The organism is Pseudonocardia sp. UM4_GMWB1 (assembly GCF_017312155.1).
In the GTDB taxonomy this organism is placed as follows: Bacteria; Actinomycetota; Actinomycetes; order Mycobacteriales; family Pseudonocardiaceae; genus Pseudonocardia; species Pseudonocardia alni.
The window spans coordinates 4417498-4444048 of record NZ_QJPN01000001.1 but is presented as its reverse complement, the minus strand read 5'-3'; the positions used below and the strand labels follow the sequence as shown (position 1 = coordinate 4444048).

The 26551-nt window shown below is 75.0% G+C and carries 27 protein-coding genes; 8 read left to right on the top strand and 19 right to left on the bottom strand.

What is annotated here, in order from left to right; translation table 11 throughout:
• Window positions 1–134 precede the first annotated feature (134 nt).
• A complete protein-coding gene (locus DMP15_RS20660) occupies window positions 135–620 on the bottom strand; it encodes a CBS domain-containing protein (RefSeq protein ID WP_139282680.1) in 486 nt (161 codons plus the stop codon).
• Window positions 621–1398: 778 nt separating this feature from the next.
• On the opposite strand from DMP15_RS20660, the gene DMP15_RS20655 reads away from it, so the two are divergent.
• The 3 genes from DMP15_RS20655 (at window position 1399) to DMP15_RS20645 (ending at window position 3171) form a co-directional block, all read left to right on the top strand.
• Window positions 1399–2154 carry a WhiB family transcriptional regulator gene (locus tag DMP15_RS20655; protein WP_337826323.1) on the top strand — a complete coding sequence of 252 codons (756 nt, stop codon included), beginning with the start codon at window positions 1399–1401 and terminating at the stop codon, window positions 2152–2154.
• Between the two features lie 103 nt (window positions 2155–2257).
• Window positions 2258–2632 (top strand): hypothetical protein, encoded by a 375-nt coding sequence (locus tag DMP15_RS20650; protein WP_337826322.1) that lies wholly within the window; start codon window positions 2258–2260, stop codon window positions 2630–2632.
• A 56-nt stretch (window positions 2633–2688) separates the two neighbouring features.
• Window positions 2689–3171, top strand: coding sequence for a hypothetical protein (locus tag DMP15_RS20645; protein ID WP_337826321.1), 483 nt, complete (start codon window positions 2689–2691; stop codon window positions 3169–3171).
• A gap of 245 nt (window positions 3172–3416) precedes the next feature.
• Here DMP15_RS20645 and DMP15_RS20640 read toward each other — a convergent pair whose 3' ends face one another.
• From DMP15_RS20640 to DMP15_RS20620, 5 genes are all read right to left on the bottom strand, one after another.
• Window positions 3417–3584 carry an RGCVC family protein gene (locus tag DMP15_RS20640; protein WP_202417104.1) on the bottom strand — a complete coding sequence of 56 codons (168 nt, stop codon included), beginning with the start codon at window positions 3582–3584 and terminating at the stop codon, window positions 3417–3419.
• A 49-nt stretch (window positions 3585–3633) separates the two neighbouring features.
• Window positions 3634–4692, bottom strand: coding sequence for a fatty acid desaturase family protein (locus DMP15_RS20635; protein ID WP_337826320.1), 1059 nt, complete (start codon window positions 4690–4692; stop codon window positions 3634–3636).
• A gap of 199 nt (window positions 4693–4891) precedes the next feature.
• Window positions 4892–5662: a GAF and ANTAR domain-containing protein gene (locus DMP15_RS20630; protein ID WP_073573986.1), complete on the bottom strand. Its 771-nt coding sequence runs from the start codon at window positions 5660–5662 to the stop codon at window positions 4892–4894.
• A 31-nt stretch (window positions 5663–5693) separates the two neighbouring features.
• Entirely contained in the window at window positions 5694–6449 is a 756-nt protein-coding gene (locus DMP15_RS20625; RefSeq protein WP_083658031.1) for a GAF domain-containing protein, read from the bottom strand.
• A gap of 366 nt (window positions 6450–6815) precedes the next feature.
• Window positions 6816–7541, bottom strand: a complete 726-nt coding sequence (locus tag DMP15_RS20620) for an SDR family oxidoreductase (protein WP_073573985.1) — start codon at window positions 7539–7541, stop codon at window positions 6816–6818.
• A 102-nt stretch (window positions 7542–7643) separates the two neighbouring features.
• Here DMP15_RS20620 and DMP15_RS20615 point away from each other — a divergent pair, with 102 nt between their 5' ends.
• Window positions 7644–8552: a helix-turn-helix domain-containing protein gene (locus tag DMP15_RS20615; protein ID WP_337826319.1), complete on the top strand. Its 909-nt coding sequence runs from the start codon at window positions 7644–7646 to the stop codon at window positions 8550–8552.
• Here the strand turns inward: DMP15_RS20615 and cydB are convergent.
• The 3 genes from cydB to DMP15_RS20600 all read right to left on the bottom strand — a co-directional run bounded on the left by cydB (window position 8480) and on the right by DMP15_RS20600 (window position 12045).
• Window positions 8480–9478 carry a cytochrome d ubiquinol oxidase subunit II gene (gene cydB, locus DMP15_RS20610; RefSeq protein ID WP_337826318.1) on the bottom strand — a complete coding sequence of 333 codons (999 nt, stop codon included), beginning with the start codon at window positions 9476–9478 and terminating at the stop codon, window positions 8480–8482. The two genes, DMP15_RS20615 and cydB, sit on opposite strands and share 73 nt — an antisense overlap.
• 13 nt (window positions 9479–9491) lie before the next feature.
• Window positions 9492–10892, bottom strand: coding sequence for a cytochrome ubiquinol oxidase subunit I (locus DMP15_RS20605; protein ID WP_073573983.1), 1401 nt, complete (start codon window positions 10890–10892; stop codon window positions 9492–9494).
• Between the two features lie 148 nt (window positions 10893–11040).
• Window positions 11041–12045, bottom strand: a complete 1005-nt coding sequence (locus tag DMP15_RS20600) for an Acg family FMN-binding oxidoreductase (RefSeq protein WP_073573982.1) — start codon at window positions 12043–12045, stop codon at window positions 11041–11043.
• Between the two features lie 161 nt (window positions 12046–12206).
• On the opposite strand from DMP15_RS20600, the gene DMP15_RS20595 reads away from it, so the two are divergent.
• Complete coding sequence (locus DMP15_RS20595) at window positions 12207–13904, top strand: sensor histidine kinase (protein WP_337826317.1); 1698 nt, start codon at window positions 12207–12209, stop codon at window positions 13902–13904.
• Window positions 13905–13909: 5 nt separating this feature from the next.
• Here the strand turns inward: DMP15_RS20595 and DMP15_RS20590 are convergent, their stop codons facing one another.
• From DMP15_RS20590 to DMP15_RS20580, 3 genes are all read right to left on the bottom strand, one after another.
• Window positions 13910–14560: a response regulator gene (locus DMP15_RS20590; protein ID WP_179760412.1), complete on the bottom strand. Its 651-nt coding sequence runs from the start codon at window positions 14558–14560 to the stop codon at window positions 13910–13912.
• 156 nt (window positions 14561–14716) lie between these two features.
• The gene (locus DMP15_RS20585) at window positions 14717–15700 is read right to left on the bottom strand and encodes an Acg family FMN-binding oxidoreductase (protein ID WP_337826316.1); all 984 of its coding nucleotides are present in this window, start codon (window positions 15698–15700) and stop codon (window positions 14717–14719) included.
• On the bottom strand, window positions 15697–16113 hold the full coding sequence (locus tag DMP15_RS20580) for a hypothetical protein (RefSeq protein WP_337826315.1): 417 nt from the start codon (window positions 16111–16113) through the stop codon (window positions 15697–15699). Before DMP15_RS20580 ends, DMP15_RS20585 begins: the two co-directional genes overlap by 4 nt.
• Window positions 16114–16306: 193 nt before the next feature.
• Here DMP15_RS20580 and DMP15_RS20575 point away from each other — a divergent pair, with 193 nt between their 5' ends.
• Window positions 16307–17797: an alpha/beta hydrolase gene (locus DMP15_RS20575; protein ID WP_337826314.1), complete on the top strand. Its 1491-nt coding sequence runs from the start codon at window positions 16307–16309 to the stop codon at window positions 17795–17797.
• 50 nt (window positions 17798–17847) lie between these two features.
• Here the strand turns inward: DMP15_RS20575 and DMP15_RS20570 are convergent, their stop codons facing one another.
• On the bottom strand, window positions 17848–18540 hold the full coding sequence (locus DMP15_RS20570) for an ATP-binding protein (RefSeq protein WP_139282679.1): 693 nt from the start codon (window positions 18538–18540) through the stop codon (window positions 17848–17850).
• Between the two features lie 1052 nt (window positions 18541–19592).
• Between DMP15_RS20570 and DMP15_RS20565 the strand changes: the two genes are divergently transcribed.
• Window positions 19593–19796, top strand: a complete 204-nt coding sequence (locus DMP15_RS20565) for a hypothetical protein (protein WP_139282678.1) — start codon at window positions 19593–19595, stop codon at window positions 19794–19796.
• Window positions 19797–19886: 90 nt separating this feature from the next.
• Here DMP15_RS20565 and DMP15_RS20560 read toward each other — a convergent pair whose 3' ends face one another.
• On the bottom strand, window positions 19887–21929 hold the full coding sequence (locus DMP15_RS20560) for a fatty acid desaturase (protein ID WP_083658030.1): 2043 nt from the start codon (window positions 21927–21929) through the stop codon (window positions 19887–19889).
• A gap of 117 nt (window positions 21930–22046) precedes the next feature.
• Here DMP15_RS20560 and DMP15_RS20555 point away from each other — a divergent pair, with 117 nt between their 5' ends.
• Complete coding sequence (locus DMP15_RS20555) at window positions 22047–22679, top strand: TetR/AcrR family transcriptional regulator (protein ID WP_073573975.1); 633 nt, start codon at window positions 22047–22049, stop codon at window positions 22677–22679.
• Here the strand turns inward: DMP15_RS20555 and DMP15_RS20550 are convergent.
• The 5 genes from DMP15_RS20550 to DMP15_RS20530 all read right to left on the bottom strand — a co-directional run bounded on the left by DMP15_RS20550 (window position 22666) and on the right by DMP15_RS20530 (window position 26485).
• Window positions 22666–23100 carry a hypothetical protein gene (locus DMP15_RS20550; protein WP_073573974.1) on the bottom strand — a complete coding sequence of 145 codons (435 nt, stop codon included), beginning with the start codon at window positions 23098–23100 and terminating at the stop codon, window positions 22666–22668. The two genes, DMP15_RS20555 and DMP15_RS20550, sit on opposite strands and share 14 nt — an antisense overlap.
• A gap of 214 nt (window positions 23101–23314) precedes the next feature.
• Window positions 23315–23599, bottom strand: a complete 285-nt coding sequence (locus DMP15_RS20545) for a muconolactone Delta-isomerase family protein (protein ID WP_073573973.1) — start codon at window positions 23597–23599, stop codon at window positions 23315–23317.
• Window positions 23599–24438 carry a catechol 1,2-dioxygenase gene (catA, locus tag DMP15_RS20540; protein ID WP_073573972.1) on the bottom strand — a complete coding sequence of 280 codons (840 nt, stop codon included), beginning with the start codon at window positions 24436–24438 and terminating at the stop codon, window positions 23599–23601. Before catA ends, DMP15_RS20545 begins: the two co-directional genes overlap by 1 nt.
• Before the next feature lie 26 nt (window positions 24439–24464).
• On the bottom strand, window positions 24465–25568 hold the full coding sequence (locus tag DMP15_RS20535; protein WP_073573971.1) for a mandelate racemase/muconate lactonizing enzyme family protein: 1104 nt from the start codon (window positions 25566–25568) through the stop codon (window positions 24465–24467).
• The gene (locus tag DMP15_RS20530) at window positions 25565–26485 is read right to left on the bottom strand and encodes a LysR family transcriptional regulator (protein ID WP_062401995.1); all 921 of its coding nucleotides are present in this window, start codon (window positions 26483–26485) and stop codon (window positions 25565–25567) included. The genes DMP15_RS20535 and DMP15_RS20530 overlap by 4 nt, the downstream gene beginning before the upstream one ends.
• Window positions 26486–26551 lie beyond the last annotated feature (66 nt).

Below are 26551 nucleotides of genomic sequence, written 5' to 3'. Positions count from 1 at the left end.
GCTGCCCCGCGGTTCCCCGGCCGCCGGCCCGCGTCGCGCTCGGACATCGGGCGGGACGCTAGCAGGGCGCTCCGGCGTCGAGCGGGACCCTCTCCACGTGGTCGGCCGCCGCCGGCGGGTGCCGGCCCGGTGCGTCAGGACGGGGGCCGCAGCGGTGTCGTGCGTGGGCGACCGCCGGCCCGGCGCGCGACGACGCCGACGACGTCGGAGGCGGTGACGATGCCGTCGATCCGGTCGCCGTCCGCGACGAGGACGGCGTCCCGACCGTCGGCCGCCATCGCCGCGGCGGCCGCCGACAGGGGCGCCGAGGACGGCAGTACCGCGACCGGGCCGTGGACCTCGGCGACGGTGAGGACGGCCGGGCCCAGCGGACCCCACTGGGCGGCGACGCCCCGGAGCAGGTCGGACTCGGTCACGAGGCCGATGCAGTGCGGACCTGCGAAGACGGGGAGGTGGTGGACGTCGTGGGCCAGCATCAGGTCCAGCGCGGTCCGGACCGGGGTCTGCGGGGTGACCGCGACCAGGCGTGAGGCGACGACCGCGTGCAGCGGCGGGTCGTCGTCGACGGTCTCGGGCGGGGCGTCGAGCCGGAATCCCGCGCGGTCGTCGTGCTGGCTCATCGTGATCCCTCCGTCGGCCGACACGCGCAGCCTGCCCCGTCACCGCCCCGGGGGGACGGGCCGGAGGTCCCGCTGCGCCCCTCGGTCCGGCCCCTGTACCGGGCCACCGACCACCGTCAAGTCGATAACGACATTCGCTACTGTGTCTCCTCCGTCGTCGGCCGGGCCGGGCCGTCGGTACCACCCTCGCCCGCGACGGCATCTACCACCGCGCCCCGACCCGCCCCGGCACCGCGCCGGCCGGGAGCCTCGGCGCGACCGTGCTCGTCGACGGCACGATCGCCGTCGACGAGTGCGGCCGGACCTCGGTCCCGGGGGCTCCGCCGCCGGCGACGCGGCCCGTCAGCCCGGGCTGCCCGACGGCGTGACTCTGGTGGGCGTGGGCGCCGGGAGCGGCGTCGCCGCGGCGGTGTGGCTGGAACAGGAGCTGTTCCGGACCGGTCTGCCGGTCGCCCCCGGCCAGGGGTGAGCCCGCCGGGCGCCGTCGGCGTAGCGCGCCGACGCGACCACGTGCGCCGTCGTCGTGACGACGAGGCTGGTCGTCGGCTCCGGAACGTCGTACCGTGCCCCGGAACATCTCGCCCCTGCCCCCGGCGAACCCGTCAGCAGTGTCCGTGACGTGCCTGGACGACATCCGTCCCGCGGCGCGGACCCGGGTTCGGGGGCCGTGCGTCGGCACCCGCCCGTCACCGACCGGCCGGCTCCTGCCGCGTCCGGCGACGAGGGGGCAGTCCCATGATCTCCGTCCTGGATCGAGCACGTCGTCTCCGGCGGCGTCATGGCTGAGCTCCGGCGGCTCCCTGCTCCGGTCACCACCATGTGGGACTGGCAGATGCACGCCGCCTGCCGCGAGACCGACGCCGGCGTGTTCTTCCACCCGTCCCGCGAGCGCGGTCCGGCCGCGGCCGCCCGCGACGCCGCCGCCAAGCGGGTGTGCGCCGTCTGCCCGGTGATCGAGGAATGCGGCCTGTACGCCCTGCTCGTGCAGGAGCCCTACGGCGTGTGGGGCGGTCTCACCGCCGGGGAGCGCCACGAGCTGCTGCGCGCCGGGCGGGGTGCCCTCCGGCGCCTGGCGGGCCGGACCCGTACCCGCCCCGAGGAGCGCGTACCGCTGACGGCCGAGTTCCGTGCGAGCACCACCGTGAACGCCGACGCCGCGGCGCTGTTCGCGTTCCTGTCCGACGTCCGCAACCTGCCCCGCTACGTCTCCCGGATGACCGCGGCCCGGACCGGCGACGGGAACGAGGTGCTCACGGAGTCGGAGACGCCGGACGGCACCCGCGCCGAGGGCGAGGCCTGGTTCGACGTCGACCGGGACGCCCTGCGCATCGCCTGGGGTTTCGAGGGCCCCAGCGACTACCGCGGCTCCCTGGAGGTCACCGATATCGGGACCGCCGGCGGGCCGGGCTCGCAGGTGACGGTGTGGCTGCACACCACGCGCGTCCCCGAGCACGACGGGATCGTCCAGGGCGCTCTCGACGCGACCGTCGCCGCGGTCGGAGCGCTGGCCGAGGAGCACTACGCGAGCACGTGAGCGTCCCCGTCCCCGTCCGGGCCCGACCGATGCGAGGTAGTCCTGTGACCGTTGCGCCACCGCCCCGCCGCGTACCGGCGCCGGTCCTGCGGAAGGTCCCGGCGTGAGCCGGGTGTGGTTCGACCCGGCACCGGGGCCGTGGTCCCGCAGACCGGGGCGGTTCGGCGCGCTGCACCGGGTGGCGGCCACCGTGTCCGGGCTGGTTCTCTGCGTCGTCGGTGTCCTGGTGCTGCCCACCTCGTGGAACATCCTCGCCTTCGGCACGTCCAACGTCGTGTTCAGCCTGGTGTCCGGTGCGTTGCTGCTGGTCCTGGGTGCGTGGGGCCGGTTCACCGGCGGGCTGCCGCCGGGGAACCCGTACCGCCGGGAACGTCGCCCCGGGGAGGACCGCGACGGCGTCACCGGGACCGGGGCGACCGGGCGGGGGGAGGACCGGACCGCCGGGCGGCGCCGGACCCGCCTCGGGGACGACGGCTGAGACCGGCCCCGCCCAGGAGAACCGTGCACGCCCCCTCTCCACCGACGAGGAGAGCCGTGACGAGCACGCAGTCGAACGGCCGCAGCGGTACCATGGACGTCGCCGAGTTCGGACACGAACTCCGGTCCTACCTCACGGGGAAGGGCGCGGTCGTCGAGTACGGCTTCGACCACCGGTCGGTCGCGGTGCCGACGACGACCGGTCCGGACGCCGGGTGGGCGACCTGGAAGCTCGACGGCACGATCAGGATCAGGACGACGGACCGGGACATCCCCGGCTCGGTCGGCCACGCCGGGCCCGGGGCCCGACCCGCCGCCCCGGGGGACCACCCGGGCGCCGGCGAGGCCGTCGGAGGACGTCCGCGACCACAGGTCGCCTACCACGTGGCCCAGTCGCTGGACCACGCCGACGTTGCCGACCGCGACGCCCTCGCGGCGAGTGCGTTGGCCGCCGCGGCGGCCGGCGCCGGGATCATCGTCGGCCACAGCGGCATCTCCTGGAGACGACCCGTCAGCTCGTCGACCACCTGCCCGTCGTGATCTGCCCCCGCTGGTCCGGACCCGCACCCGGCCGATCGCGGTCGCCGACGTCCGGACCGGTCGGTCGCTGATCGACTCGATGGGGAACGAGGTCGTCGTCTACGACGACACCGTCCGGGAGCTCGTCCCGTTCGACCGCATGGGCTACGACGACGCGGTGCGCGTCGCGCTCGCCGAGCGGCGCGGCCTGAGCCGGGCACGGGAGGCCGTAGGGCTCCCCGTGCCCGGTGCCGGGCGTGTGGTGCTCAGCGGTTCTTGGCGCAGACGCACCCCTGCGAGGACCCGCCCGCGATCTTCGCCGAGCAGAACCTCCGGTCGATGGCGTCGTGGTCCGCCCAGGGGTGCGGGCAGACCGGGCAGAGGTCGTCCGGGCGGGTGTCGTCGGTGTCGGGTGCGGGCTGCCGGTCGTCCATGCTGGTGGTGCTCCTTCGGGGGGTCGCCCCGAGCGGACCCGGGGACGGGTCAGGGGGCAGGTGGCCCGGTGGGGCGGCGCAGCGGGGCGCCGACCGCGTGCAGGTGACGCAGGACCTCGGCGTAGGAACGCAGGGGCCCGGTCCGGGTGTAGGGCAGGTCGTGGGCGGTGCAGAACGCCTGCACGATCGGCTGAGCGCGGCGCAGGTGCGGGCGCGGCATCCGCGGGAACAGGTGGTGCTCGACCTGGTAGTTCAGGCCGCCCATCGCGAGGTCGAGCACCCGGCCGCCGAGCACGTTGCGCGAGGTCAGCACCTGCTTGTGCAGGTGGTCCAGCCGCCGGCCCGCCGGGATGACGGGCATGCCCTTGTGGTTCGGCGCGAACGCCAGCCCCATGTACACGCCCCACAGCCCCTGGTGGACGACGACGAAGACGACCGCCTGCAGCGGGTCGAGCACCCAGAACACCGCGCCCAGGTAGCCGACGGCGTGCGCGAGGAGCAGCGTCGCCTCCAGCCGCGGGCGGGGGACCTCACGACGGACGACCGCCCGGACGGCGGTGATGTGCAGGCTCCAGCCCTCCAGGAGCAGCAGCGGGAGGAACAGGTACGCCTGGTGGCCGACCATCCAGCGGACCGGGCCGCGTGTGGCGGCGGCCTGCTCGGGGCTGAAGGCGAGGACCGGGATGTCGATGTCCGGGTCGTCGTCGGCGTGGTTGGGGTGGGCATGGTGGGCGGTGTGCTGGGTGACCCAGGAGCCGTAGCTCAGCCCGACGAGCCCGCCGTGCAGGTAGCCGACGACGTCGTTGGCGCGCCGGCCGGTGAAGATCTGACGGTGGCCCGCGTCGTGGCCGATGAAGGCCAGCTGCGTGGTCACGACCGCGAAGAACACCGCGAGCAGCAGCTGCCACCAGGACGGGCCGAGCCACACGAACACGGTGAGGCCGCCGGCGAGCAGGACCGCGTTCGCCGCGAACAGGAGCAGGTAGGTGCGGCGGGCCTGCTGCAGCAGCCCTGCCCCGGACACCAGGGCGGCCAGCTCGCCGAACCCGCCCGCCGTCGTCGGACGGGTGCCGCGGGTGGACGGTTCGGTGGATGGGGACGTCGTCATGCGTGTTCTCCGGTCGACCCTCGGGGCACGTGGCGGGCGGTCCTGACGACCGCTCGGTCGCGCGTCGGAACGAGCCGCCGGGGACAGGGGCGACCACGGGACCGGAGCCGGTCCGGGAACGATCGGAACCGCGCCACGGGACGGGACGGTCACGCCTCCGTAATGTGGCACACGGCGGGTCGGGCCGCACGTCCGGGCGTCACGGCCTGTTCCGGGGCTTCGACGGGACCTCCGTGCTGAACGTCGACGGTGACAGCTCCCCGGTGACGATCCGGCCTGCGACCTCGGACAGGCGCAGGTTCTGCCGCCGGCAGTACCGCCGGAGCCGGTCGAACGCCTCGTCCATCCCGAGCTGCAGCGCGTGCGCGAGGACACCCTTGGCCTGTTCGATGGTCACCCGGTTGTTCAGCGCGGTCTGGAGCTGTTCCTGCACCGTCTCGCGTTGCCGGATCGTGCGCTCGGACAGGATCCCGATGGTGGCGACGTCGGCCAGCGCCTGGCCCAGCCGCAGGTCGGCCTCGGGCAGCGGGCCCGGCCTGCGGTGGAACAGGTTCAGGGCGCCGATCGCCCGGTGCCGCAGCCGCAGCGGCAGCGCGTGCACCGACCGGAACCCCCCGTCGGCCTGCGCGGCCTCGACGAAGCGCGGCCAGCGACGGGCGGCCTCGGTGGAGCCGGCGATGTCGGGGATCAGCACCGGCATGCCGGTGCTGAAGCAGTCCATGCACGGCCCCTGGTCCGACTGGAGCTGGAGCAGCTCCATGGTCCGGGCGTCCTCGCTGGAGGCGGCGACGGCGCGCAGCTCACGGCGGGAGTCGCCGAGCAGGATCCCGGCGGCCTCGGCGTCGAGCAGCGACACGCAGTGCGCCGCGAGGCGGTCGAGAAGGTCGATGACGTCGTAGTCGTCGACCAGGGTGTCGGCGAGCGCGACGAAGGCGAGGGCCACGTCCTGCTCGCGGTCCGGTGTGCTCATGACGGTCCTCCTGGGTGTGTGCGCGGCATGGTCACAGGGTCTCCTCGGTGAACGCGAGCCGTCGCGCGACGACCTCGCGGGCGACGTCGGCGAGCAACATGTCGTGGCCGAAGGCGTAACCCCGCATGCGGGCGAGCGCCTCGGTGGGCGAGCACCCCAGCTGGGCGAGCACCATGCCGGTCGCCTGGTGCACCTCGGCCCGGTACCCGGTGGTCTCGTCCAGCCAGCGCTCGGTGTGACCGACGGAGCCGTCCGGTGCCACCGGGACCTCCCGGGCGGGCACCGGCATGGTGCGGTTCCCCAGGAACAGCCAGGTCGTCGTGTCGGCGACTGCGGACAGGTCGCTCCACTGGTCGTCGGTGAGCTGTCCCGGCGCGATCCGGTACAGGTCGAGCACACCGAGGGTCACCGCCCCCCACTGCAGGGGCAGCGCGAACAGGGCGCCGACCGCGGTCCGCTCGGCGACCGCGGCGGCGAACAGCGGCCACCGGGCCGTGTGGTGGTCGTGGTGCAGGTCCGGGACCAGCACGGGGCGGCCGCTGTGGGCGGCCTCCATACAGGCGCCCTCGTTGAGGCTGAACTGCAGATCCTCCAGCAGACGGGCGGTCGCGTCGGTTGCGGCCAGGATGGTCCGGGTGGCGGCGGTGGGCAGCAGCGAGATGGCCGCACCGTCCACGTCGAGGCCGTCGACGCAGGCCCGGCAGACCTGCTCGGCGAGCTCGCGCTCGTCGGCGGCACCCGGGGCGTTCGCGACGACGGCGCGGGTCACCGCCCCGCGCTCACCCACGCCGGTCGGCGATCGGAGCGGCCGGGCCGGAGCGTGGAGCAGGGCACGGATGGGGTCGACGGTCGGGCATCAGCACCGGCTCTCCGACCACGCCCGTGCGGAGCACGGCCGGGGGTCGATCGTCGTTCGCCGGGGACGGCGGGCGCCGCTCACGACCGGCGCCGGGCGCCGTGGAGCCGTGATGACCTCGGTGGGCGCTCACCGTAGCCGTTGCGCCGGGGGCGTGGTCGTCGCGGCCCGCGGGCGTCCGGGTGGGCCGGCCGGTCGTCGCTCACCGAAGTGGGGCCGGGCGTGGACGGGCCGCGCGCACCGCGTCGAACCGCCCGTCGTCGAGGTCACCGGGCACTGACATGGTCCGGCGGGCGCTCAGCGCTGCCGGACCGGCCGGACGAGGATCTCGTTGACGTCGATCTCGGGGGAGGTGCCGACCGCGTAGGCGACGGCGTCGGCGACGGCCTCCGGTGCGATCGCGTGCCTGCGGTAGACGGCCATGGCGTCGCGGGCGGTCGGGTCGGTGATGCCGGCGGCGAGTTCGGAGGTCACGACACCGGGGGACACCGTGGTGACCCGGATGCCCGGCGACGACTCCAGACGCAGGCCCTCGGTGATCGCCCACGCCGCGTGCTTGGTGCCGGCGTAGACCGCCGCCGTCGCATCCACCTCGTGGGCGCCGACCGAGGCCGTCGTCACGAAGTGGCCCCGGTCCGCGGAGGTGAAGTGCCCCAGGACGGCGTGGATCGTGTGGAGGAGCCCGCGGATGTTCACGTCGACCATGCGGTCCCACTCCTGCACCAGGCCGGCGTCGAGGCGCGACAGCGGCATCACCCCGGCATTGGCGACGGCGACGTCGATCCGGCCGTGCCGGGCGACGACGTCGTCGACGAGCGTGACGAGGGCGTCGCGGTCCACGACGTCGACCGGGTGCGGTTCGACACCGGGCACCTGCGCGGCGAGGTCGGCGAGCCGGTCGGCGCGCCGGGCGGTGGCGATCACGTGGTGGCCGTCCTGGGCGAGCCGGGTCGCGATCGCGCGGCCGATGCCGCTGCTCGCGCCGGTCACCAGGGCCACGGGGGTGGGGTTCGTGTCGTTCATGGCCTCCTTCCTACGAGCCGCGGCGACGGCGCGGCAGGGCGCGACGGTCGTGGGAGTGCCACACCCACCCCGGCCGGCGCGGGGTCGCCTAGGGTCGCGTCCATGGTGGCCACACCGCTCGGCGAGTACCTGCGGACCCGGCGCGCACGGGTGACCCCCGACGCCGTCGGCCTGGTCGCGGCGGGGGCCCGTCGTGTCCCGGGGCTGCGTCGTGAGGAGGTCGCGCTGCTGGCCGGGATGAGCGCCGACTACTACGTGCGGCTGGAGCAGGGCCGCGAGCGGAACCCGTCGGCGCAGGTGCTGGAGGCGCTCGCGGCCGTCCTGCGGCTCGACGACGACGCCCGGATGCATCTGTTCCGGCTGGCGGGGGCGGCGCCGCGGCCCCGGGCCCCGATCGCGGACGAGCGGCTCGACCCGCAACTGGCTGCCCTGCTGGACAGCTGGCCGGGCCGGCCCGCGATCGTCCTCGGCCGCGCCTACGACGTGCTGGGCGCCAACCGGCTCGGGGCGGCGCTCGGGTTCGCCCCCGGGACCAACCTCGTCGAGAAGGTCTTCGAGGACCCGGCCTCCCGCACCTTCTACGCCGACTGGACCGCCGCGGCGGCGAACACCGTCGCCGGGTTCCGGGTGCTGCACGGCCAGGCCCCGGACGACCCCCGTGTCCGGCAGGTCCTCACGGCGGTGCTGGACCGCAGCCCCGAGTTCGCCGAGCACTGGGCCCGGCACGACGCGCGGGGCAAGGGTGCCGAGCACAAGCGGCTGGTGCACCCCGACGTCGGCGCGCTGGACCTGCAGCTGCAGTCGTTCGACGTCCGGTCGGCGCCGGGACAGCAGCTCGTCGTCTACGGGTGCGAGCCGGGTCGGAGACGGCGGACCGGCTGGAGCTGCTGGGGATCGCCGCCGCGTCCCGCGCCTGACACCGTCGCCGGCCCGGGGCCTCAGTGCGCCGCGTCCACCACGTCCTCGCGGGTCAGCCGCCGCCGGAACACCCAGAACGTCCAGGCCTGGTAGGCGAGCACGACCGGCGTGACGACCGCGGCCACCCAGGTCATGATCGTCAGCGTGTAGGGCGTCGACGCCGCGTTCACCACGGTCAGCGAGAAGGCCGGGTCGGTCGTCGACGGCAGCACGTCCGGGTACAGCGACCCGAACAGCGTCACCGCAACGGCGACGATCGCGACCGTCGTCGCGGTGAACGACCGGCCCGACCGGCCCCGGACGGCGGCAAGGGTCCCGCCCGCCAGACCGAGGGCCGCGACCAGGACCGGGGCGACGATCCACACCGGGGCGCCGTCGACCAGCGTCCAGACCAGGAACGCCGCACCCGCCGGGATCGCGCCCAGCCCGGCCGTCACCGCGACGGTGGCCGCGCGCTCGCGCACCGGGCCGTCGGTCTTCAGCGCCAGGAAGGCGGCTCCGTGCAGGGCGAAGACCAGGACCGTGGTGACGCCGCCGAGCAGCGCGTAGGGGTGGAGCAGGGTGAGCAGCGTGCCGGTGAACTCGTGGTCGGCGTCGAGCGGGACACCGTGCACGATGTTCGCCAGCGCCACCCCGAGCAGCAGTGCCGCGGCGAGCGACGAGCCGGTCAGCACGCGGTCCAGCACCGGGGCCCAGCGCGGCTCCTTGGACCGGTACTCCAGCGCGATCCCGCGCAGGATCAGCGCGACGAGCAGCAGCAGGAACGCCAGGTAGAAGCCGGAGAACAGGCTCGCGTACCACTCGGGGAACGCGGCGAAGGTCGCCCCGCCCGCGACGAGCAGCCACACCTCGTTGCCGTCCCACACCGGGCCGATCGTGCCGAGCGCGACGCGACGGTCGGCCTCGTCGCGGGCGACGACGGGCAGCAGCATCCCCACCCCGAAGTCGAAGCCCTCCAGGCAGAGGTACCCGGTCCACAGGACCGCGATCAGGACGAACCAGACGTCGACGAGTGCCATGGCGCTCTCCTCCTCAGTAGGTCGCCACGGGGGCGGAGGTGCCGGACGGTTCCGGGACGGCCGGGGCCGCAGGGGGCGGCGGACCGGCCTGTACGGCCCGGACGAGCAGGACGACCTCGACGACGGCCAGCGCGCCGTAGAGCAGCGTGAACACGACCAGCGAGGTGAGCACCGACGCCCAGCCGACGCTCGGCGAGACCCCGTCGGCGGTCCGGAGCACGCCGTAGACGACCCAGGGCTGGCGGCCCGCCTCGGTGAAGATCCAGCCCGCGGTGTTCGCGAGCAGCGGTGCGGCCAACCCCAGGCCGGCGGCCGGGCCGAACCAGCGCGGCAGCCGCCGCGTCGCCCGCGAACGCCGGGTCAGCCAGAGCCCCGTGACGGCGAGCAGCCCCGCCAGCACCCCGAAACCGATCATGAGCCGGAACATCCAGTAGCTGAGCGGGATGTCCGGTGTGTACAGACCCGGCCCGAACGCGGCGACGGCCTCCTCCTGCAGCTGGTGGATGCCCTCCACCTCGCCGTCCCAGGTGCCGGTGGCCAGGAACGACAGCAGCCGCGGGACCCGCAGGCTCCACAGCTCGCGGGTGCCGTCGAGGGAGCCGATGGTGAACACCGAGAACGACGCCGGCGCGGCGGTGTCGTAGAGCGCCTCCGCCGCGGCCATCTTCATCGGCTGCTGCTGGGTCATCAGCCGGGCCTGCAGGTCCCCGGTGAGGGCGACGCCGAGGCTCCCGGCGAGCGTCGTCCACAGCCCGACCCGGATGGAGGGGTGGAACACCTCCGGGTGGCGGCCGCGCACCAGGTTCCAGGCGCTGATCGCGACGAGGAACATCCCGGCCGTCACCAGGCACGCGGTGAGGGTGTGGGTGAACGCGCCGACCGCGGTGGAGTTGGTCAGGAGCGCGCCGAAGTCGGTCAGCTCCGCCCGGCCCGACACGGGGTTCACCGCCGACCCGACCGGGTGCTGCATCCAGGAGTTCGCGGCGAGGATGAAGTAGGCGCTCAGCACCGTGCCGGTCGCGGCCAGCCAGATGCAGGCCAGGTGCACGCCCTTCGACAGCCTGTCCCAGCCGAAGATCCACAGACCGAGGAAGGTCGACTCCAGGAAGAAGGCGAGCAGCCCCTCGATCGCCAGCGGGGCACCGAAGACGTCGCCGACGAAGCGGCTGTAGTCGCTCCAGTTCATCCCGAACTGGAACTCCTGCACGATGCCGGTGACGACGCCCATCGCGAAGTTGATCAGGAACAGCTTCCCCCAGAACTTCGTGGCGCGGAGCCAGCGCTCGTCGCGGGTGGCGTACCAGGTGGTCTGCAGGCCCGCGACGAGCAGGGACAGGCCGATCGTCAGCGGGACGAACAGGAAGTGGTAGACGGTGGTGATCGCGAACTGCCACCGCGCGAGGTCGAGGTCCATCACGCCCTCCGGAGCCGGCGGGTCCCGTGTGGACCCGTCACCCGATCGTCGTCCGCGACGGGTGGACGGGGCTCCGGGCGAAGGGCGGTCCGCGGCCCACCGGAGGGCCCGCCGGCCCGGGACGAAGGTCCCGGGCCGGTGCTCCGGGTCAGCCCGGGTCGATCAGGTCGGCGGCCGGACGCCGCGGAGTCGCCGGGACGGGGACCCCGTGGCCCAGGCGCAGGACGACCTGCGGGGGCCGGTCCCGGGCGAGCGAGCGGCGCACCCGCTCCCGCACGTCGGGGACCTCCACCAGCTGGGACACCGGCGAGGCCGACAGGCCCTCGGCGGTCGCGGTCAGCAGCACCCGCGCCAGGGCCTCGCCGGCACGCAGGTCGTCGCGGGGGCCGTCGAGGTGCGAGGTCAGCACCGCGATCAGCGGCGCCGACTCGAACGCGGCCGGCGCGGGCCGCGGGTGGGCGGGGCCGCCGAAGTCCCGGGTCACCCACGGGTGGTTCGGGGCCGGCAGCGGTCCGCCCGCGGAGGCGGGTACACCGTCGTCGTGGCCGCCGTGCCGCCCGGTCCAGGCCGCCATCTCCGCGACGAACGCGGGGTCGGCGGACTGGCGGGCGTGCGCCTCGCGAGCGAGGCGGCCCAGTACGGCGAGGTCGTCCGGGTCGGTCACCAGCTGCAGCCAGGCGCCCTCCTCGTACGCGGCGCGGGTGAGCGCGGTGCGGGCCGGGCCCGGCACCGGGACGTCGGAGAACGGTCGCCGGTTCGTGTGCCGGCGCGGCACCGCCTCCAGCAGCCGTCGCTGCTCGGGGGTGGGCGGCATCGCCGCGCCACGACGGACCACCGCCAGCAGCTCCGGGTCCGACGGGTCGGGGAGGCGGGTGACGAGCGGGCGGATCCCGGCCCCGGCCAGCGCGAGACGCAGCGAGTACAGCGCCGCCCCGCAGCCGATCCGCAGCTCGCGGTCGGTCGGGTCGGCGACCGGCAGCCGTCGCGCGGGGTCGGCCCGCAGCTCGACGTGGTCGGCGCCGGTCCGGAACCGCCACGGCTGGGCGTTGTGCAGCGACGGCGCCCGACCCGCCGTGGCCAGCACCCGGGCGGTCGTCGCGGCGTCGAGACCGAGGATCGGGGTGACCGGCGCGTCCGCATCGACGGTGTCCATGGTGTGCGTCCTTCCCGGGACCGGGCGTTCACCGGTGCCTGCGGGGGCGATGGTCGGCGCTGCCGGTTCCGGTCGGACAGGTGCGAAGGTCCCGGTCCTCGACGGCCGTATCGTCGGGGTGGGGCGGCCCGGGACGCGGCCTCCCCGGGGAGGCGGTGCCAGTGACGACCGACGACGCCGGTGACGGGACCGGGGAGATCTCCGGGATCCTGGCCGGGCTGCGCCTGGACCACCTCATCGCCGAGGTGCAGGAGCGTCTCGCCGAGATCGCCTCCACCCGGCGCCGGACGCAGCGGCTGCTCGACGCGGTGCTCGGGGTCGCGGCAGGCCTCGAGCTGGACACCACGCTGCAGCGGATCGTGCAGTCCGCGGTCGACCTGGTCGACGCCCGCTACGGTGCGCTGGGGGTGCTCGCCCCGGACGGCAGCATCGCCCGCTTCATCGACGTCGGCCTGGACGAGGCGACCCGTACCGCGCTGGGGCGCCCGCCCGAGGGCCGTGGCCTGCTCGGCCAGCTGATCGCCGACCCCCGGCCGTTGCGCCTGCAGGACCTGTCGACGCACCCGGCCTCCGTCGGCTTCCCGCCGCACCACCCGCCGATGCGCAGTTTCATCGGCGTCCCCGTGCGGGTCCGTGACGCCGTCTACGGCAACCTCTACCTCACCGAGAAGCGCACCGGCACCGAGTTCACCGCCGACGACGAGCTGATCCTGATGGCGCTCGCCGCCGCGGCCGGGATCGCCGTGCAGAACGCCGACCTGTTCGAACAGGGCCTGCTCCGGCAGCAGTGGCTGGAGGCGCTGGCCGAGATCCGCGGAGAGGTGCTGGCCGGAACCGGCGAGGCCGACACGCTCGCGCTCATCGCCCGGCGCAGCCTGGAGCTGTCCCGCGCCGACGGGACGCTGCTCGCGCTGGGCCCCGACCACGACGGCGGTTTCCGGGAGGGCGCGACCGCGGGCCGCCCGCCGCTCGTCGGCGGCCCGGAGAACGCACTCCTGCACCGGGCCGTCGAGCTCCGTCAGCCGGTCCTGGCCGACGTCTCCGAGACCGCGGTCAGCGGTGACGGCGCCAGCGGGCCGGTGGTCGCAGTGCCGATGGGGGCCATGGCCCGGGTGAGCGGGGTCCTGGTCGCCCGCCGTGCCCCCGGCGATCCGCCGTTCCGGCCGTCGGAGGTGCCGCTGCTGGTGTCGTTCGCGGAGCAGGCGGCGCTGGCCCTGGAGCTGGAGGAGAAGCAACGGACCCAGCGCGAGGTCGCGGTGCTCGCCGACCGCGACCGTATCGCCCGCGACCTGCACGACCACGTCATCCAACGGTTGTTCGCGGTCGGCCTCACGCTGCAGGGCTCGCTGCGCCGCCTCGGCCACGACCCCGCGGGCGGCGGGGTGCGCGAGCAGGTCGAGCAGGCCGTCGGCGAGCTGGACCGCACGGTCCGCGACATCCGCACCTCGATCTTCGACCTGCACACCGCGGATCAGGAGGAGGGCGGTCTGCGGCGGCAGCTGCTCGACGCGGTCGCGCACGCGACGGCCGCATCGGGGATCGACGCGACCGTCGACACCGCGGGACCGATCGACACCGTCGTGCCCGCGCAGGTCGCCGTGCACCTGATGGCCGTGGTGCGCGAGGCCGTGTCGAACGCGGTCCGCCACTCCGGTGCGAGCACGTTGCACGTGTCCGTCGACGCCGGTCAGGAGCTGACCGTGGAGGTCACCGACGACGGCTGCGGCATCGCGCCCACCGGCCGGCGCGGCGGACTGCGCAACCTCGCCGACCGCGCCGCCGAGCTCGGCGGCACCTCGGTCGCCGAGAGTGTCGCGACCGGTGGCACCCGGCTGCGGTGGCGGGTCCCGCTGGACTGAGCGGGTCAGTGCCCGTGGCGGCGCTCGACCGCGTAGACGGCGGCCTCGGTGCGCCGGGAGAACCCGAGCTTGTGCAGGATCGAGGACACGTAGTTCTTCACGGTCTTCTCGGCCAGGTGCAGGGTGGCGCCGATCTGACGGTTGGTGAGCCCGTCGGCGACGAGCCCGAGGATCCGCTGTTCCTGTGGGCTGAGGGTGTCGTAGCGGGGGTCGGTGTCGGCGTCGGAGCCGCCGGTGCGCAGCCGCTGCAGCACCGCGGCTGTCGCCCGCGGGTCGAGCAGTGAGCCGCCGTCCGCGACCGTGCGCACGGCACCCACGAGGTCGACGCCCGCGACCTGCTTGAGCAGGTATCCGGCTGCCCCGGCCATGATCGCGCCGAACAGTGCCTCGTCGTCGGAGTACGAGGTCAGCATCAGACAGGCCGGCGGCGGGACGACCGCGGAGCGCAGGTCGCGGCACACCGAGACGCCGTCGCCGTCGGGCAGCCGGACGTCGAGCAGGGCGACGTCCGGTCGCAGCGCGGGGACACGGGCGAGGGCCTGCGCCGCGGTCGCGGCCTCGCCGACGATCTCGATGTCGTCCTCCATGCCGAGCAGCTGGGCCAGCCCGCGGCGGACGATCTCGTGGTCGTCGAGCAGGAACACCGAGATCGTCATGGTCGTCCTCCGGGGCCGGTCCGTCGTCGGCCCCGAGGCTAACGGGCGTTCCGGGCACCGGGCGGGTCGAAGGTCCCGGGGCCCGGGTGCCCCCGGTCACGGCGACGCCGGTGCCGCGGTCGGGTGGCGCGGCCGGTGCCGCAGTCGGTGCAGCAGTCAGTGCAGCAGGACGTCGGCGGGGCTCCGGCGCGGTGTCTCCGGCAGCTCCGCGTCGTCCTGGGGCCGGCCGACGCGCAGCAGCAGCTGCGGGTGGTCGGTGGTGCGCAGGACCTGCCGGGCAAGGTCCGCCCGGGTCCGCGAGGTTTCCAGCACCCGCGAGAGCGGGCAGGTCGAGAGACCGAGTGCGGTGGCGGCGAGCAGCACGACCCCGGCCGCCTCCCCGGCGGCGAGCCGGGCCGGGTCGTCGTCGGCGTGGGTGGTCAGCACCATGATCGTGGCCTCGTCGCGGACGGCGGCCCGGGCCGGCAGCGAGCCGCCCGGGAAGCGCACGCCCAGGTCGGGGCCCGGCCGCCACGGGGCGCCGCGGGGGAGCGACCCGGCCGGGACACCGTCGTGGGAACCCGGGTAGCGGTGGGTCCAGACCAGCAGCTCGGCGGCCTGGCCGGGGCGGGCACGGATCTCCCGCGCGGCCGTGTCCTCCAGCGCGGCGAGGTGCTCGCGGGCGACCGCGTCGGTCACGGTGTGCAGGGTGGTGCCGTAGCGCGCCGCGTGCTCGCCGAGGACCGCGCGCGCGTGCCGCGAGGCCACGCCCTCGCGGAAGGGCCGCCGGTCGGTGCGCCGGTGCGGGATCGCCCGGGCCAGCGCCGCGACGGTGTGGTCGGCGGGGTCCGGGGCCGCCCCGGTGAGCCGGACCGTCGCCAGGTGGTTCCGGTCCCCGGTCGGGAACCGGACGACCTCGTGGCCCGCCCCCAGCGCGGCGAGCGCGACGTGCAGGAAGCCCAGCGCGGACCCGCAGCTGACCAGCTGGTCGCGCCGGTCGGGGTCGGTGTAGGGCAGTCGTCGGTCGGGGTCGGCGTGCAGCTCCAGCCGGTCGGTCGTGACCCGCCAGCGCCACGGCTGGGTGTTGTGCACCGAGGGCGCGCGCACCGCCGCCGCGAGCGCACGCCGCAACACTTCCGGCCCGGCCGGCGACGCCGTCACCGCGACACCGCCGCGGCGGCGGGCCCGACCGCCCTCTCCCGCCCGCCGTGTGTCCGGGCGGTGTGCAGCCGCACCGGGAGCTCCAGATCCGACGCCGGCACCGGGTGGGGGTGCCCGTCCCCGGCGGGCGCGGCGTCGACCATCCACAGCGGACGGACCCGCAGCACGGTCGCGTGCCGGTGCAGGAACCGGCTCGCGGCGGCGCGGGCCCACGGCCTGCCCCACGCCCCGACGAGCACGACCCCGGCGACCCCGGCGAGCGTGTCCGCGTCGCCCGCCCGGACGAGGAGTGGTCGCAGCCCTTGCCCCGCCAGCTCGCCACCGATCGCGGCCGCGGTGCCCAGCGACCGACGGTCGGCACCGGCCAGCGCGACCATCACCGTGAACTGTTCGCGCACCCCGGCCTCGACCATGGTGACCTCCTCCGCCGTCCCCGATCCGATGCTCCGCCGGGCGCCCGGTGCAGGGCAGGGCCGGGCGGCACGCCCGGCCCTGCCGAAGGTCCCGCACTACGACTTCGGTCGGAGCCCGTGGCCGTTCGATCGATGTGCGGAGCCGGACGGCGTTCCTAGCGTCCGTCCCGACCGCGACGAGGGGACGGGAACGATGCGAGGACGACGGAGCCTCCTACGGGCGACGGTGCCGGCGCTGCTGGCCGGGCTGACCGGTGCGGCGGTCGCCGCACCCGCGGGGGCGGCGGAACCCGCGGCGGGGCCGGAGTGGGGCCCCTGCCCCGCGGACGTGGTGGCGCCGCTGGTGGCGCTGCAGTGCACGCGGATCCCGGTGCCGCTGGACCACGGCAGCACCGACGGCGCGCAGATCACGATCACGGTGTCGCGGCTGGCGAGCACGAAGCCGGAGAAGCGCCGCGGGATCCTGATCCTGAACCCCGGGGGGCCGGGCGGGTCCGGGCTGGCGTTCGCGAACGACCTGGCGAAGCGCGGTCTGCCGGCGAGCGTGCAGGACAGCTACGACATCATCGGGTTCGACACCCGCGGGGTCGGCCACTCGGACCCGGTGAGCTGCGGGTTCACCACCGACCAGGACTACATCGGCAACATCCCGCCGTACGCCGCCGACGACGCGGCGGTCCTGCGGACGGCCGAGGTCGCGCGGGAGGTGGCGCAGCGGTGCGCGGCGAACGACCGCAACGGGCACCTGCGGCACGTCACGACCGCCAACGTCGCCCGGGACATGGACCGCATCCGGGCCGCGCTCGGCGAGGAGAAGGCGAGCTTCCTCGGCTTCTCCTACGGGTCGGCGCTCGGGGCGGCCTACGCCTCCCTGTTCCCCGACCGCTCCGACCGCGTCGTACTCGACAGCAACGTCGGTGACACCCACCTTGACCCCGACGGCATCCGCCGCTACGCACTCGGCGCCGAGGAGACCTTCGGGGACTTCGCCCGCTGGGCCGCCGACCGGCACGGCACCTACGGGCTGGGCGCCACCCCGGAGGAGGTGCGGCAGACCTATCTCCGGCTCGCCGCGCGGCTCGACGACCGGCCATCGGGCGGGGTCGACGGACGGGTGTTCCGGGCGGCCACCTTCGTCGGTCTGTACGGCCCGACGCTCTACGGCAGCACCGCCGCGGCCTGGCAGTCGTTGCTGTCCGGCGACGCGTCGCCCGCCCCGGCGCCGCCCGCCCTGGCGCCGCCCCCGGGCCCGTCGCCGCAGGACAACGCGTACTCGGCGTTCCTCGCCACCACCTGCAACGACGTCGCCTGGCCGCGGGACGTCGCGGTCTACCAGCGGGCGGTGGCGCAGGACCGCGAGCGGTTCCCCGTGTACGGCGCGGCGAGCGCGAACGTGCTGCCCTGCGCCTTCTGGCCGTACGACCCTGCCGAGCCGCCGGTCGCTGTGCTCGACGAGGGCCCGGCGAACGTGCTGGTCGTGCAGAACCGCCACGACCCGGTGACCCCGCTGCGCGGCGGTGAGCTCCTCCGGGAGAAGTTCGGCGACCGGGCCCGGCTCGTCGTCGAGAACGGGAGCGGCCACGGCGTCTACGCCGGCGTCGGGGACACCCCGTGCGCGCTGGGGGTCACGACGTCGTACCTGGTGGACGGGACACTCCCGCCCGACGACGTGGTCTGCCGCTGACCCGCTCGCGACGGCTCGGCAGGCAGCTGTGTGCCGGGCCGCCGGGGCCCTCACCCCAGGAGCGTGAGCAGCCCGGAGAGCTCCAGCGCGTGCCGCGCCGGGCCCGGCGGCACCTCGACCCGCAGCCGGTGCCCGCGGGCGCCCGCCCGGTCGGCGGCCTCGGCGAGCAGGGCGGCGCCGTTGCTCGCGACGTAGGTCGGTCCGTCGAGGACGAGGAGCACCGGCCCGGCGGCGACCAGCTCCAGGAGCCGGTCGCGGATCTCAGCGGCCCCGGCGAGGTCGAGGTCGCCGGCCAGGGTGAGGCGGCGGGCGTCGCCGCTGCGGCCGTCGTCGTGCAGCTCGGTGCGCCGGCGTCCGGGGGAGGGCCGTACGGGCGGCGCGGGCTGCTGCGCCACGGCGGGCGTGCGCGGGTCCGGGGTGATCTGCATGCGCACCACGGTGCCCCCGCCCGCCGTGTCGATCTCGGCGGTGGTGGCGATGGCGCGGATCATCTGCAGGCCGCGCCCGCGGTAGCCGGGGTCGGGCGGCGGCGGCCGCCAGCGGCCGGTGTCGGCGACCCGGGCCCGGACACCGTCGTGCGGGGTGTACCCGAGACGCAGGTGCACCTCACCGGGCGGGTCGAACTCGGCGTAGCCGTGCTCGACGCTGTTGGCGGCGGCCTCGTCGATCGCGCGGACCAGGTCGTCGCCGAGGTCCTCGCCCAGGCCCACGTGGCCGGCCCAGCGCCGGACCCGGCGGCGCATCGCCGGCAGCTCCCGGGCGGACCCGGGGACGGTGAGGTACGGGCCGGGCAGCCAGCGCAATCATGATGCCGGTCGCCGGGGATCCAGGTCGCGAACTCGTCGAGCGCCGAGGCGAGGTTGCCGGCCAGCGCGCGCCCGACCGCCGCGTACACCTGCGCCCCGGTGCGGGTCGGCCCCAGGTCGGCGGCGAGGTCGCGCAGGGTCTGCATGCGCCGTTCGCTGAGCACGCGGTCGGTGTTCTCGGTGACCACGCACAGCATCCCGGCGATGGCGCCGTCCTCGTGCAGCGGGCTGTAGGAGAAGGTGTGGTAGGTCTCCTCGGGGTGGCCGCTGCGTTCGAGGAACAGCAGGAGGTCCTCGTCCCAGGTGGCCCCGCCGCCGGCGAGCACCGACCCGATCAGCGGGCCGACGTCGTCCCAGACCTCGGCCCACACCTCGCGCGCGGAGCGGCCGAGCGCCCACGGGTGCTTGTCGCGCAGCGTGTCGCCCCGGTAGGCGTCGTTGTAGAACATCGTGAGGTCCGGGCCCCACGCCATCCACATCGAGAACCGGGAGTCGAGCAGCATCCGGACGACACTGCGCAGGTCCGGTGACCAGCGCTCGGGCGGGCCGAGCGGGTGGGAGGACCAGTCGTGGGCCGCCATCGCGGCGTGGACGAGGTCGGACCGCGTGCTCTCGACCGCGTCGTCGTCGCCGCGCACGAACCACCTCCTCGGCCCCGTCGGGCGGTCGTGGGAAATCTAGCCGACCCCGTCCGGACGTGCGCCACTCGTCTCCGCGGCGCGACAGCATCTGCGACGCCGTCGTCCAGGTGAACGGGCTCGTCGACGGGCCGTTCGACAGCCCGCTCGACCACGCGGCGGACGGGCCGTTCGCCGACGCCCGCCCACGACCACCTCGTTAGGAGCGCCTCCGTGGCGACCGAGCGGTCGTGGACGCGCCCGCCGGGACGCTGCCGGACCGGCTCGTGGACCGACGTCGACGCCGGGCCGGTCCCGCGTGTCGGACCGGCCACGCCGGGGCTGCCGGGCGCCCTCGGTAGGCTCGGGGTCATGTCCGGAGCGACCGTGAACGACCCCATCGCCGAACTCATCGCGTGCCGGGACTGCGGCCAGGACTGCCTGCTGCAGGTCGCGGACCTCTGCGCCGACTGCATCGCCCGGATCGGGACGGCCGCCGACGATGCCGACTACCGCGCCTGGCGGACGGAGAACGAGCGCCGCGTGGTCACCGGGGAGCTGACCGGCGCGATCTGACCGGCCGGTCGGCGGACCGCGCTCACCCCCCGGTCGGTGCCGCGGTCGCCGGTGCCGCCGGGTTCCCGGGAATCGACCGGAGTGCGCGTGTCACCGGTCGTAGTCGATGGTCACCTCGTCGGTGGTGGGCCGGGACTGGCAGGTGAGGATCGCGCCGCAGGCCACCTCGTCGTCGGTGAGGGCGTAGTTCTGCTGCATGTGCACCGCGCCGGTGACGACCTGCGCACGGCAGGTGCCGCAGATGCCGCCCGCGCACAGGTACGGGGCCTCGACCCCGGCCTCGAGTGCGGTCTCCAGCAGCGACGCGGTGCCCCGGCTCCGGGTGACGGTCTCCCGCCCGCCGCGGCGCACGGTGACCACGGCCGGACGGGTCGGGACGGCGTCGCCGTCGTCGCCGGTGGGGGCGACGAAGAACTCCCGGTGGATCCGGTCCGGGGTGACGCCGTGGGCGTCGAGGACGCCGACGAGCTCGTCGAGCATCGGCGGCGGCCCGCAGAGGAACCAGTCCGCGTCGTCCACCGGCAGCGTGGTGAGGTGCTCGGCGAACCGGTCCGCGCCGAGGCGGCCCGGGACGACGGTGCGCGTCGTGCCGTCCGGTGCGGACCCGTCGGCGGACCCGGCGGCACCGGACCGCGAGTGGTGGTGCACGACGGTGAGCCGCCCCCCGGAGCGACGGACGAGTTCGTCGAGCTCGTCGGCGAACATCGTGTGCTCGGTGTCGCGGTTGGCGTAGAGCAGGACGGCGCGGCGGTCGGGGTCCTCGTCGAGGGCGGCGGTGAGGATCGCGATGACCGGGGTGATGCCGCTGCCCGCGGCGACCGCGGCGACGGTGCGGCCCCCGCGGGGGCCGGCGGGCAGGACGAACTGCCCCGAGGGCGGCGTGACCTCGAGGGTGTCGCCGACGGCGAGCGCGGAGCCCGCCCACGTCGAGAACCGTCCGCCGTCGACGCGGCGCACGGCGATGCGCAGCGCCGACCCGTCGGTGGAGCAGATCGAGTAGCTGCGCCGCACGAGCTCGCCGTCGATCCGCGCGCCCACGGTGACATGGCGGCCGGGGCGGTGGGCGAACACGTCGCGCAGCTCGCCGGGCACCTCCAGGGTGACCGCGACCGCGTCCGGGGTGAGCCGGTCCACCGCGGTCACGCGCAGCGGGTGCGGGCGGGTCGGGAGGTCGGCGTCGCGGTCGGTGTGGGAGGTCAGCCGTCGCCACGCCCGGTACTCGGCGGGGGACAGGTCCGAGCCGAGGACCGTCGTGATCGGGACCGGGCGGTCGAGCCAGTCCGACATCGCCCGGCGCCACACGTCCTGGTAGCGGTAGAACGGGACGGTCGGGTGGATGTGGTGGACCAGGTGGTAGTTCTGGCCGAGCATCAACGGGGTGACCAGGCGTTCCCAGCCGACCCGCATGCGGGTCGCGGCGAACCGGTCGGACCGGGCGGTCTCCCCGAGGTCGTGGTGGGGCAGCCAGTCGAACCACCAGGCGAGCAGCGCGATGCCCAGCCGCTGCGGGATCAGGTAGATCACCAGCAGCTCCCAGCCGTGGCCGGTCACCGCCGTCGCGACGAACGCGGAGACCACGACGAGGAACACCACGGCCTGCTCGACGAGCTCGGCCCGCGGCCTGCTCGGGATCCGGGGCAGGTAGAAGCGCACGTACCAGAGGTCGATGGTCATCCAGCGCAGCGGCCAGCTCCACGCCGGGCCCGACTCGGTCCACGCGTCGGGGTCGCGGGAGGTGTCCTCGTTGGTGTTGCGGTGGTGCTCGATGTGCAGGTAACGCAGCATCGGGAACGCGGCCCAGGCCACCACGAACAGCATCGACAGCCGGCCGAGCACCTCGTTGACCCACCGCAGGCGTCCGCCCGCGAGGTGGACGGTCTCGTGCAGCACCGTGAACATCGCGAACGTGACCAGGGCGTGCACCGGCACCGTGACCAGGTAGCGCCACGGGTCGGTCCCGGTCAGGACCAGGGCGGTCGCCCCCACCCAGGCCGCGAGCGAGCCCAGGAACAACGCCAGGGTCGGCAGTGCGACGACGGGGAGCGTGATCCCCGGGGTGGGTACGGGCCGCCCGGGGTCCGCGGGCCGGTCGCCGCCGGCTCCCTCGCGTGTGGTTCCCGCCGCCGTGCTCATGGCTGCCTCCTGACCGGACGGAGCGCGGTCGTCGTCGACCGCCCGTAGGAATAGTTGACAATCACGGGTCATCTGTCAACAGATCAGTCATCGGTGGTTGCTCTGTACAGTGCAGGCGTGGCGGGCTCGGGTGCGTTCCGGCGGGAGCGGCGGGAGGTTCTCCGCACGCGGCTCCTCGACGCCGCGCGGGACATCACGACGGAGTCGGGGTGGTCGTCGCTGACGATGAGCGCCGTCGCCGGGCGTGCGGGAATCAGCCGCCAGCACCTCTACAACGAGATCGGCACCAAGGCGGAGCTGGGCAGCGCACTGGTCGGCCGCGAGACCGACGGGTTCGTCGCGGTGATGTGCGAACAGATGCGCGCCCACCCCGCGGACGCCGTCGCCGGCGTGGTGGCCGCGGTCCGCGACGTGCTGGAGTACGGGGCGCGCAACGCGCTCCTGACGTCGATCCTCACCGTCGACGAGGGCGTGGGGGAGAGCCTGCTCCCGCTGGTGACGGCCCGGCCCGACGTGGTGCGCGACCGGGCGGCGACGGCGCTGCTGCGCGAGATCTCCGCGCTCCACCCGGCCCTGGCCGGGGTCGCGGACCTGCCCCGGCTCGTCGACGGGGTGGTGCGGCTGGTGGTCAGCCACGCCACGTCACCGGGGGACTCCACCGAGCCGGCGGTCGCGCAGGCCGGGTGGCTGCTCCGCGGCTTCCTCGGCGGCGCCGCCGGGCCGGGCGGGGCCGGGGTCAGCCCCGGCTGAGGACGTCGAACCCGGTCGTGACGACGCCGTCGCCGACGCAGCGCTGGATGTGCGGCCGCGCGACGCCGATCGCTGCGACGCCGGGCACCGAGCCGCCCGCACCGAGCAGTGCCCGCCCGGCGGCCCGCAGGACCGCTGCGCCCCCGCGCCGGTGCCCGTCGCGGGACGGGACCACCGACAGGCACACGCGCTGGCACACCGTGCCGGCGGCGGCGGCGCGCGGCGGCGACCAGGTCAGGGCGAGCACGTCCTCGGTCGCGCGGGCAGGCACGGCGTACGACCCGCCGATCCCCGGCAGCGCGACGACGCTCGCGAAGGTGACACCGGACCGGGTGAGGGCCGGGTCGCCGGCGAGAAGAAGCAGGGTCTGGTCGCGGGCGAACTCGGCGGGTCCGACGAGCTGCAGATCCGGCTGGATCATCGGGCCTCCGGGGACGGTCGTCGCTGTGTCCCCGACGCTAGGACGCCCCACCTCAGCCCGCGGACAGCCCTGGGGAAGCCGACGGTAAAAACGGGCCGGGCTCAGCCGAGCAGGTGCTCGCCGAACCGGTCCCGGGCCGGGCGCCCGGAGGCGGTGAAGCCGTCGGCGTGGCCGCCGGGGCGCCCGTCACCGGGTCCGGGCGCCCCGGCGGGGCTCAGGCGTGGATGTCCGACGGGTGCGTGGCCAGCGGGGTCACCTGCATCGTCATGTACGGGAACAGCGGCAGACCCCACAGGATCTCATGGAGCTGCTCGTTGTCGCGCACCTCGAAGATCGAGAGGTTGGCGTACTCACCGACGCAGCGCCAGATGCTCACCCACTCACCCGATCGCTGCCACTGCTGGGACCAGGCCTTCTCCCGGGCCAGCAGGTCGGCTTTGGCGTCGGGGTCCATGTCGGCGGGGAGGTCGACCTCCATCCGGACGGCGAAGCGGGCCATCAGGCGGGGTCCAGCGCGAAGTCGTAGGTGACCTCGTTGCCGGTGCCGCTCGCGGCCGGGCCGGGGTGCAGGATCAGATCGGGCTTGACGGCCTGGGCGACGTCGTCGGCGACGTAGTCCCCGCCGTCGAAGTAGAGCTGGGTGGTGACGGGCTGCTTGCCGGGCGCGGACACCTTGAGGTGCAGGTGCGCGGGCCGCCACGGGTGCCAGCCCGCCGCGTCGATGAACGCGCCGGTCGAGCCGTCGGTCGGGATCTGGTAGGGCGCGGGCTGCATGGTGTGGAACGCGAAGCGCCCGTCGGCGCCGGTGTGGACGACCGCGCGCAGGTTCCACTCGGGGATGCCGGGGGCGAACTGGGAGTAGTAGCCCTCGTCGTCGGCGTGCCAGAGATCGACCGTCGCGCCGGCGACCGGGGTGCCGTCGAGGTCGGTGACGGTGCCCTGGAACAGCAGCGGGGTGCCCTTCTCGTCGGGACGCATCGGCATCGCGGACCCGGACTCGATGACCGGGGCGCCCGGCACGTAGTACGGGCCCTCGATGGTGCCGACGGCGCCGCGGCGGTCGGCGTTGGCGACCTCCTCCACGACGTGCTCGACGAACACGTCGAGGAACAGCGGCCACTCGCCGTCGGCGCCGACCTGGATCAGCCACGCCTTGAGCGCGTCGTACTCGGCGTAGGTCACCTCGTGCTTGCGGATGACCTCGTGCAGGGCCTGCAGCGTGTCGGTGGCGATGGCGGACACCCGGGCCGGGTCGGCGGCGGCGCCGATGCGCTCCTTCTTCGCGAAGGTGGCGGTGGCGTTCGCGCCGGAGCCGGCGGCGGTGGCGGTCTCGGACATGTCTCTCTCCTGTGGTGGGGCGGTACTCAGGTGTCGGTGCGGTAGTGGGCGAGCTTGTCGGGATCGACGTCGACGCCGATCCCGGGCCCGCCGGGGACGCGCAGCTCGCCGCCGCTGATCCGCAGCGGCTCGGTGAGCAGGTCGTCGCTCATGTCGAGGTAGTTCGACAGCTCCCCGGCGCGGGCGCTGGTGTGGCGGTGCGCCGCGCCGAAGGCGACCGTGCAGGCGGTGCCGAGCTGACCGTCGACCTGATTGCCCATGACCACCTCGGTGCCGAGTCCCTCGCACAGGTGCAGCACCCGCTGCGAGCCGGTGAACCCGGTCCGCGCGGTCTTGATGCTGATCATGGTGGCGGCGCCGTCGAGCAGCTCGCGGGTCACCTCGCCGGGTCGGGTTGCGGACTCGTCGGCGACGGTCGGGACGGTGGTGCGGGCGGTGAGCCAGCGTCGCCCGAGCACCTGGTCGGCGGGCATGAGCTCCTCGGACAAGGTCAGGCCGAGGTCGGCCATCTCGTCCAGGGCCCGCGCCGCCTCCGACGCGGTCCAGCCGCGGTTGCCGTCGACGTAGAGCTCCACGTCGGGGCCCAGCGCCTCGCGCAGCGCCCGGCAGGCGCCGGTGTCCAGCGCGACGGGGCGGCGGCCGACCTTGACCTTGAAGGTGGTGACGCCGTGCTCGTCGCGCATCCGCTGCGCCTCGGCGACCATCACGTCGTCGGGGGCGAAGCCGACCATGTGCGAGACCCGCATCCGGTCGGTGTATCCGCCGAGCAGCTCGGAGACGCCGACGCCGAGCCGGCGCCCGATGACGTCCCAGACGGCCATGTCGATCGCGGCCTTCGCGGTGGGGTTGCCGATCGTGCGGTCCAGGACGGCGTGGATCCGTTCCCGCTCGAACACGCTCAGGCCCACGATCTCCGGGGCGAACACGGTGTCGACCACAGCGCGGATGGAGGCCTGGGTCTCGCCGTAGGTGTAGGGGCGGGGCGGGGCCTCGGCGACGCCGACGACGCCGTCCTCGGCGTGCACCCGCACCAGCACGTGGTCGGCGGTGTGCACCTCGCCGGAGGCGAACCGCAGCGGTTTGCGGTAGGGCACGGCGAACGGGATCGCCTCGACGGCCACGATCTTCACTGCGGTCCTCCGGGGACGGTGGCGGGGCGGGGGTCCAGCTCGTGGGCGCGCTCGGCGAGCACGTCGAGCAGCCGGACGAGGGCGGGGGAGTCGTCGTCGGTGCGCCAGGCCAGGGCCAGGTCGACGCGCAGTTCGCGGTCCAGGTCGGCGTAGACGACGCCCTCGGTGCCCAGGGCGCGCACCGACTCGGGCAGCAACGCGACCCCGGCACCGGCGGCGACGTGGGTGAGCAGGATGGGGGTGTCGCGGGCCTCGGTGCGGCGCCGCGGGAGGAACCCGGAGTCCAGGCAGCCCTGGGTGGCGACCGAGTCGACCACCGACCCGGGGGCGCCGTAGGCGACGAAGTCGTCGCCGCGCAGCTCGGCCAGCGCGACCGTCCCGGCCCCGGCGAGCCGGTGCGTGGCCGGCAGCGCCGCGAGGAGCCGTTCCTGGGCGATCGGGCGGACCGACATCTCCGGGCGCACCACCGGCGGGCGCAGCACGGCGAGGTCGATGCGGCGCTCGTCGAGCGCGTCCTCCTGGGCGGCGGTGAGGAGCCCGGGCAGGAACCGCAGCGAGACGCCCGGCATCCGGCGGGCGGCGACCCGGGCCAGCCGCGGCAGCAGCCGGTAGGCGGCGAGGTCGGTGGCACCCACGGTCACCACGCCCTCGGTGCCCGCGGCGACCTGCTCGACGCGGCGGCGCGCGTCCTCGACGCCGGCGAGGATCCGCCGCGCGTCCTCCAGCAGCGACGTCCCCGCCGGGGTCAGGTCGACCCGGCGGGTGGTGCGCTCGAACAGGGTGGCGCCGACCTGGCTCTCCAGCTGACGGATGGCCTGGGAGAGCGGGGACTGGGCCATGTGCAGCCGCTCGGCGGCGCGGCCGAAGTGCCGCGTCTCCGCGACCGCCACGAAGTAGCGGAGCTGCCGCAGATCCATTCCCGTCACCTCCCTCGCATCCGGCGCGTGATCTGACGGTAGGCGCGCGACTCTGTAGACACAAAG

What these genes read in the sequence shown, in the direction of transcription:
- cydB (WP_337826318.1), bottom strand. Translation starts at nt 9,478, where the DNA reads ATGGCACTCGTCGACGTCTGGTTCGTCCTGATCGCGGTCCTGTGGACC.
- DMP15_RS20640 (WP_202417104.1), bottom strand. Translation starts at nt 3,584, where the DNA reads ATGGACGACCGGCAGCCCGCACCCGACACCGACGACACCCGCCCGGAC.
- DMP15_RS20660 (WP_139282680.1), bottom strand. Translation starts at nt 620, where the DNA reads ATGAGCCAGCACGACGACCGCGCGGGATTCCGGCTCGACGCCCCGCCC.
- DMP15_RS20575 (WP_337826314.1), top strand. Translation starts at nt 16,307, where the DNA reads ATGCGAGGACGACGGAGCCTCCTACGGGCGACGGTGCCGGCGCTGCTG.
- DMP15_RS20615 (WP_337826319.1), top strand. Translation starts at nt 7,644, where the DNA reads ATGGTGGCCACACCGCTCGGCGAGTACCTGCGGACCCGGCGCGCACGG.
- DMP15_RS20580 (WP_337826315.1), bottom strand. Translation starts at nt 16,113, where the DNA reads ATGGTCGAGGCCGGGGTGCGCGAACAGTTCACGGTGATGGTCGCGCTG.
- DMP15_RS20545 (WP_073573973.1), bottom strand. Translation starts at nt 23,599, where the DNA reads ATGGCCCGCTTCGCCGTCCGGATGGAGGTCGACCTCCCCGCCGACATG.
- DMP15_RS20560 (WP_083658030.1), bottom strand. Translation starts at nt 21,929, where the DNA reads ATGAGCACGGCGGCGGGAACCACACGCGAGGGAGCCGGCGGCGACCGG.
- DMP15_RS20600 (WP_073573982.1), bottom strand. Translation starts at nt 12,045, where the DNA reads ATGGACACCGTCGATGCGGACGCGCCGGTCACCCCGATCCTCGGTCTC.
- DMP15_RS20605 (WP_073573983.1), bottom strand. Translation starts at nt 10,892, where the DNA reads ATGGACCTCGACCTCGCGCGGTGGCAGTTCGCGATCACCACCGTCTAC.
- DMP15_RS20620 (WP_073573985.1), bottom strand. Translation starts at nt 7,541, where the DNA reads ATGAACGACACGAACCCCACCCCCGTGGCCCTGGTGACCGGCGCGAGC.
- DMP15_RS20570 (WP_139282679.1), bottom strand. Translation starts at nt 18,540, where the DNA reads ATGCGCCGCCGGGTCCGGCGCTGGGCCGGCCACGTGGGCCTGGGCGAG.
- DMP15_RS20655 (WP_337826323.1), top strand. Translation starts at nt 1,399, where the DNA reads ATGGCTGAGCTCCGGCGGCTCCCTGCTCCGGTCACCACCATGTGGGAC.
- DMP15_RS20630 (WP_073573986.1), bottom strand. Translation starts at nt 5,662, where the DNA reads ATGAGCACACCGGACCGCGAGCAGGACGTGGCCCTCGCCTTCGTCGCG.
- DMP15_RS20550 (WP_073573974.1), bottom strand. Translation starts at nt 23,100, where the DNA reads ATGATCCAGCCGGATCTGCAGCTCGTCGGACCCGCCGAGTTCGCCCGC.
- DMP15_RS20635 (WP_337826320.1), bottom strand. Translation starts at nt 4,692, where the DNA reads ATGACGACGTCCCCATCCACCGAACCGTCCACCCGCGGCACCCGTCCG.
- DMP15_RS20590 (WP_179760412.1), bottom strand. Translation starts at nt 14,560, where the DNA reads ATGACGATCTCGGTGTTCCTGCTCGACGACCACGAGATCGTCCGCCGC.
- DMP15_RS20530 (WP_062401995.1), bottom strand. Translation starts at nt 26,485, where the DNA reads ATGGATCTGCGGCAGCTCCGCTACTTCGTGGCGGTCGCGGAGACGCGG.
- DMP15_RS20565 (WP_139282678.1), top strand. Translation starts at nt 19,593, where the DNA reads ATGTCCGGAGCGACCGTGAACGACCCCATCGCCGAACTCATCGCGTGC.
- catA (WP_073573972.1), bottom strand. Translation starts at nt 24,438, where the DNA reads ATGTCCGAGACCGCCACCGCCGCCGGCTCCGGCGCGAACGCCACCGCC.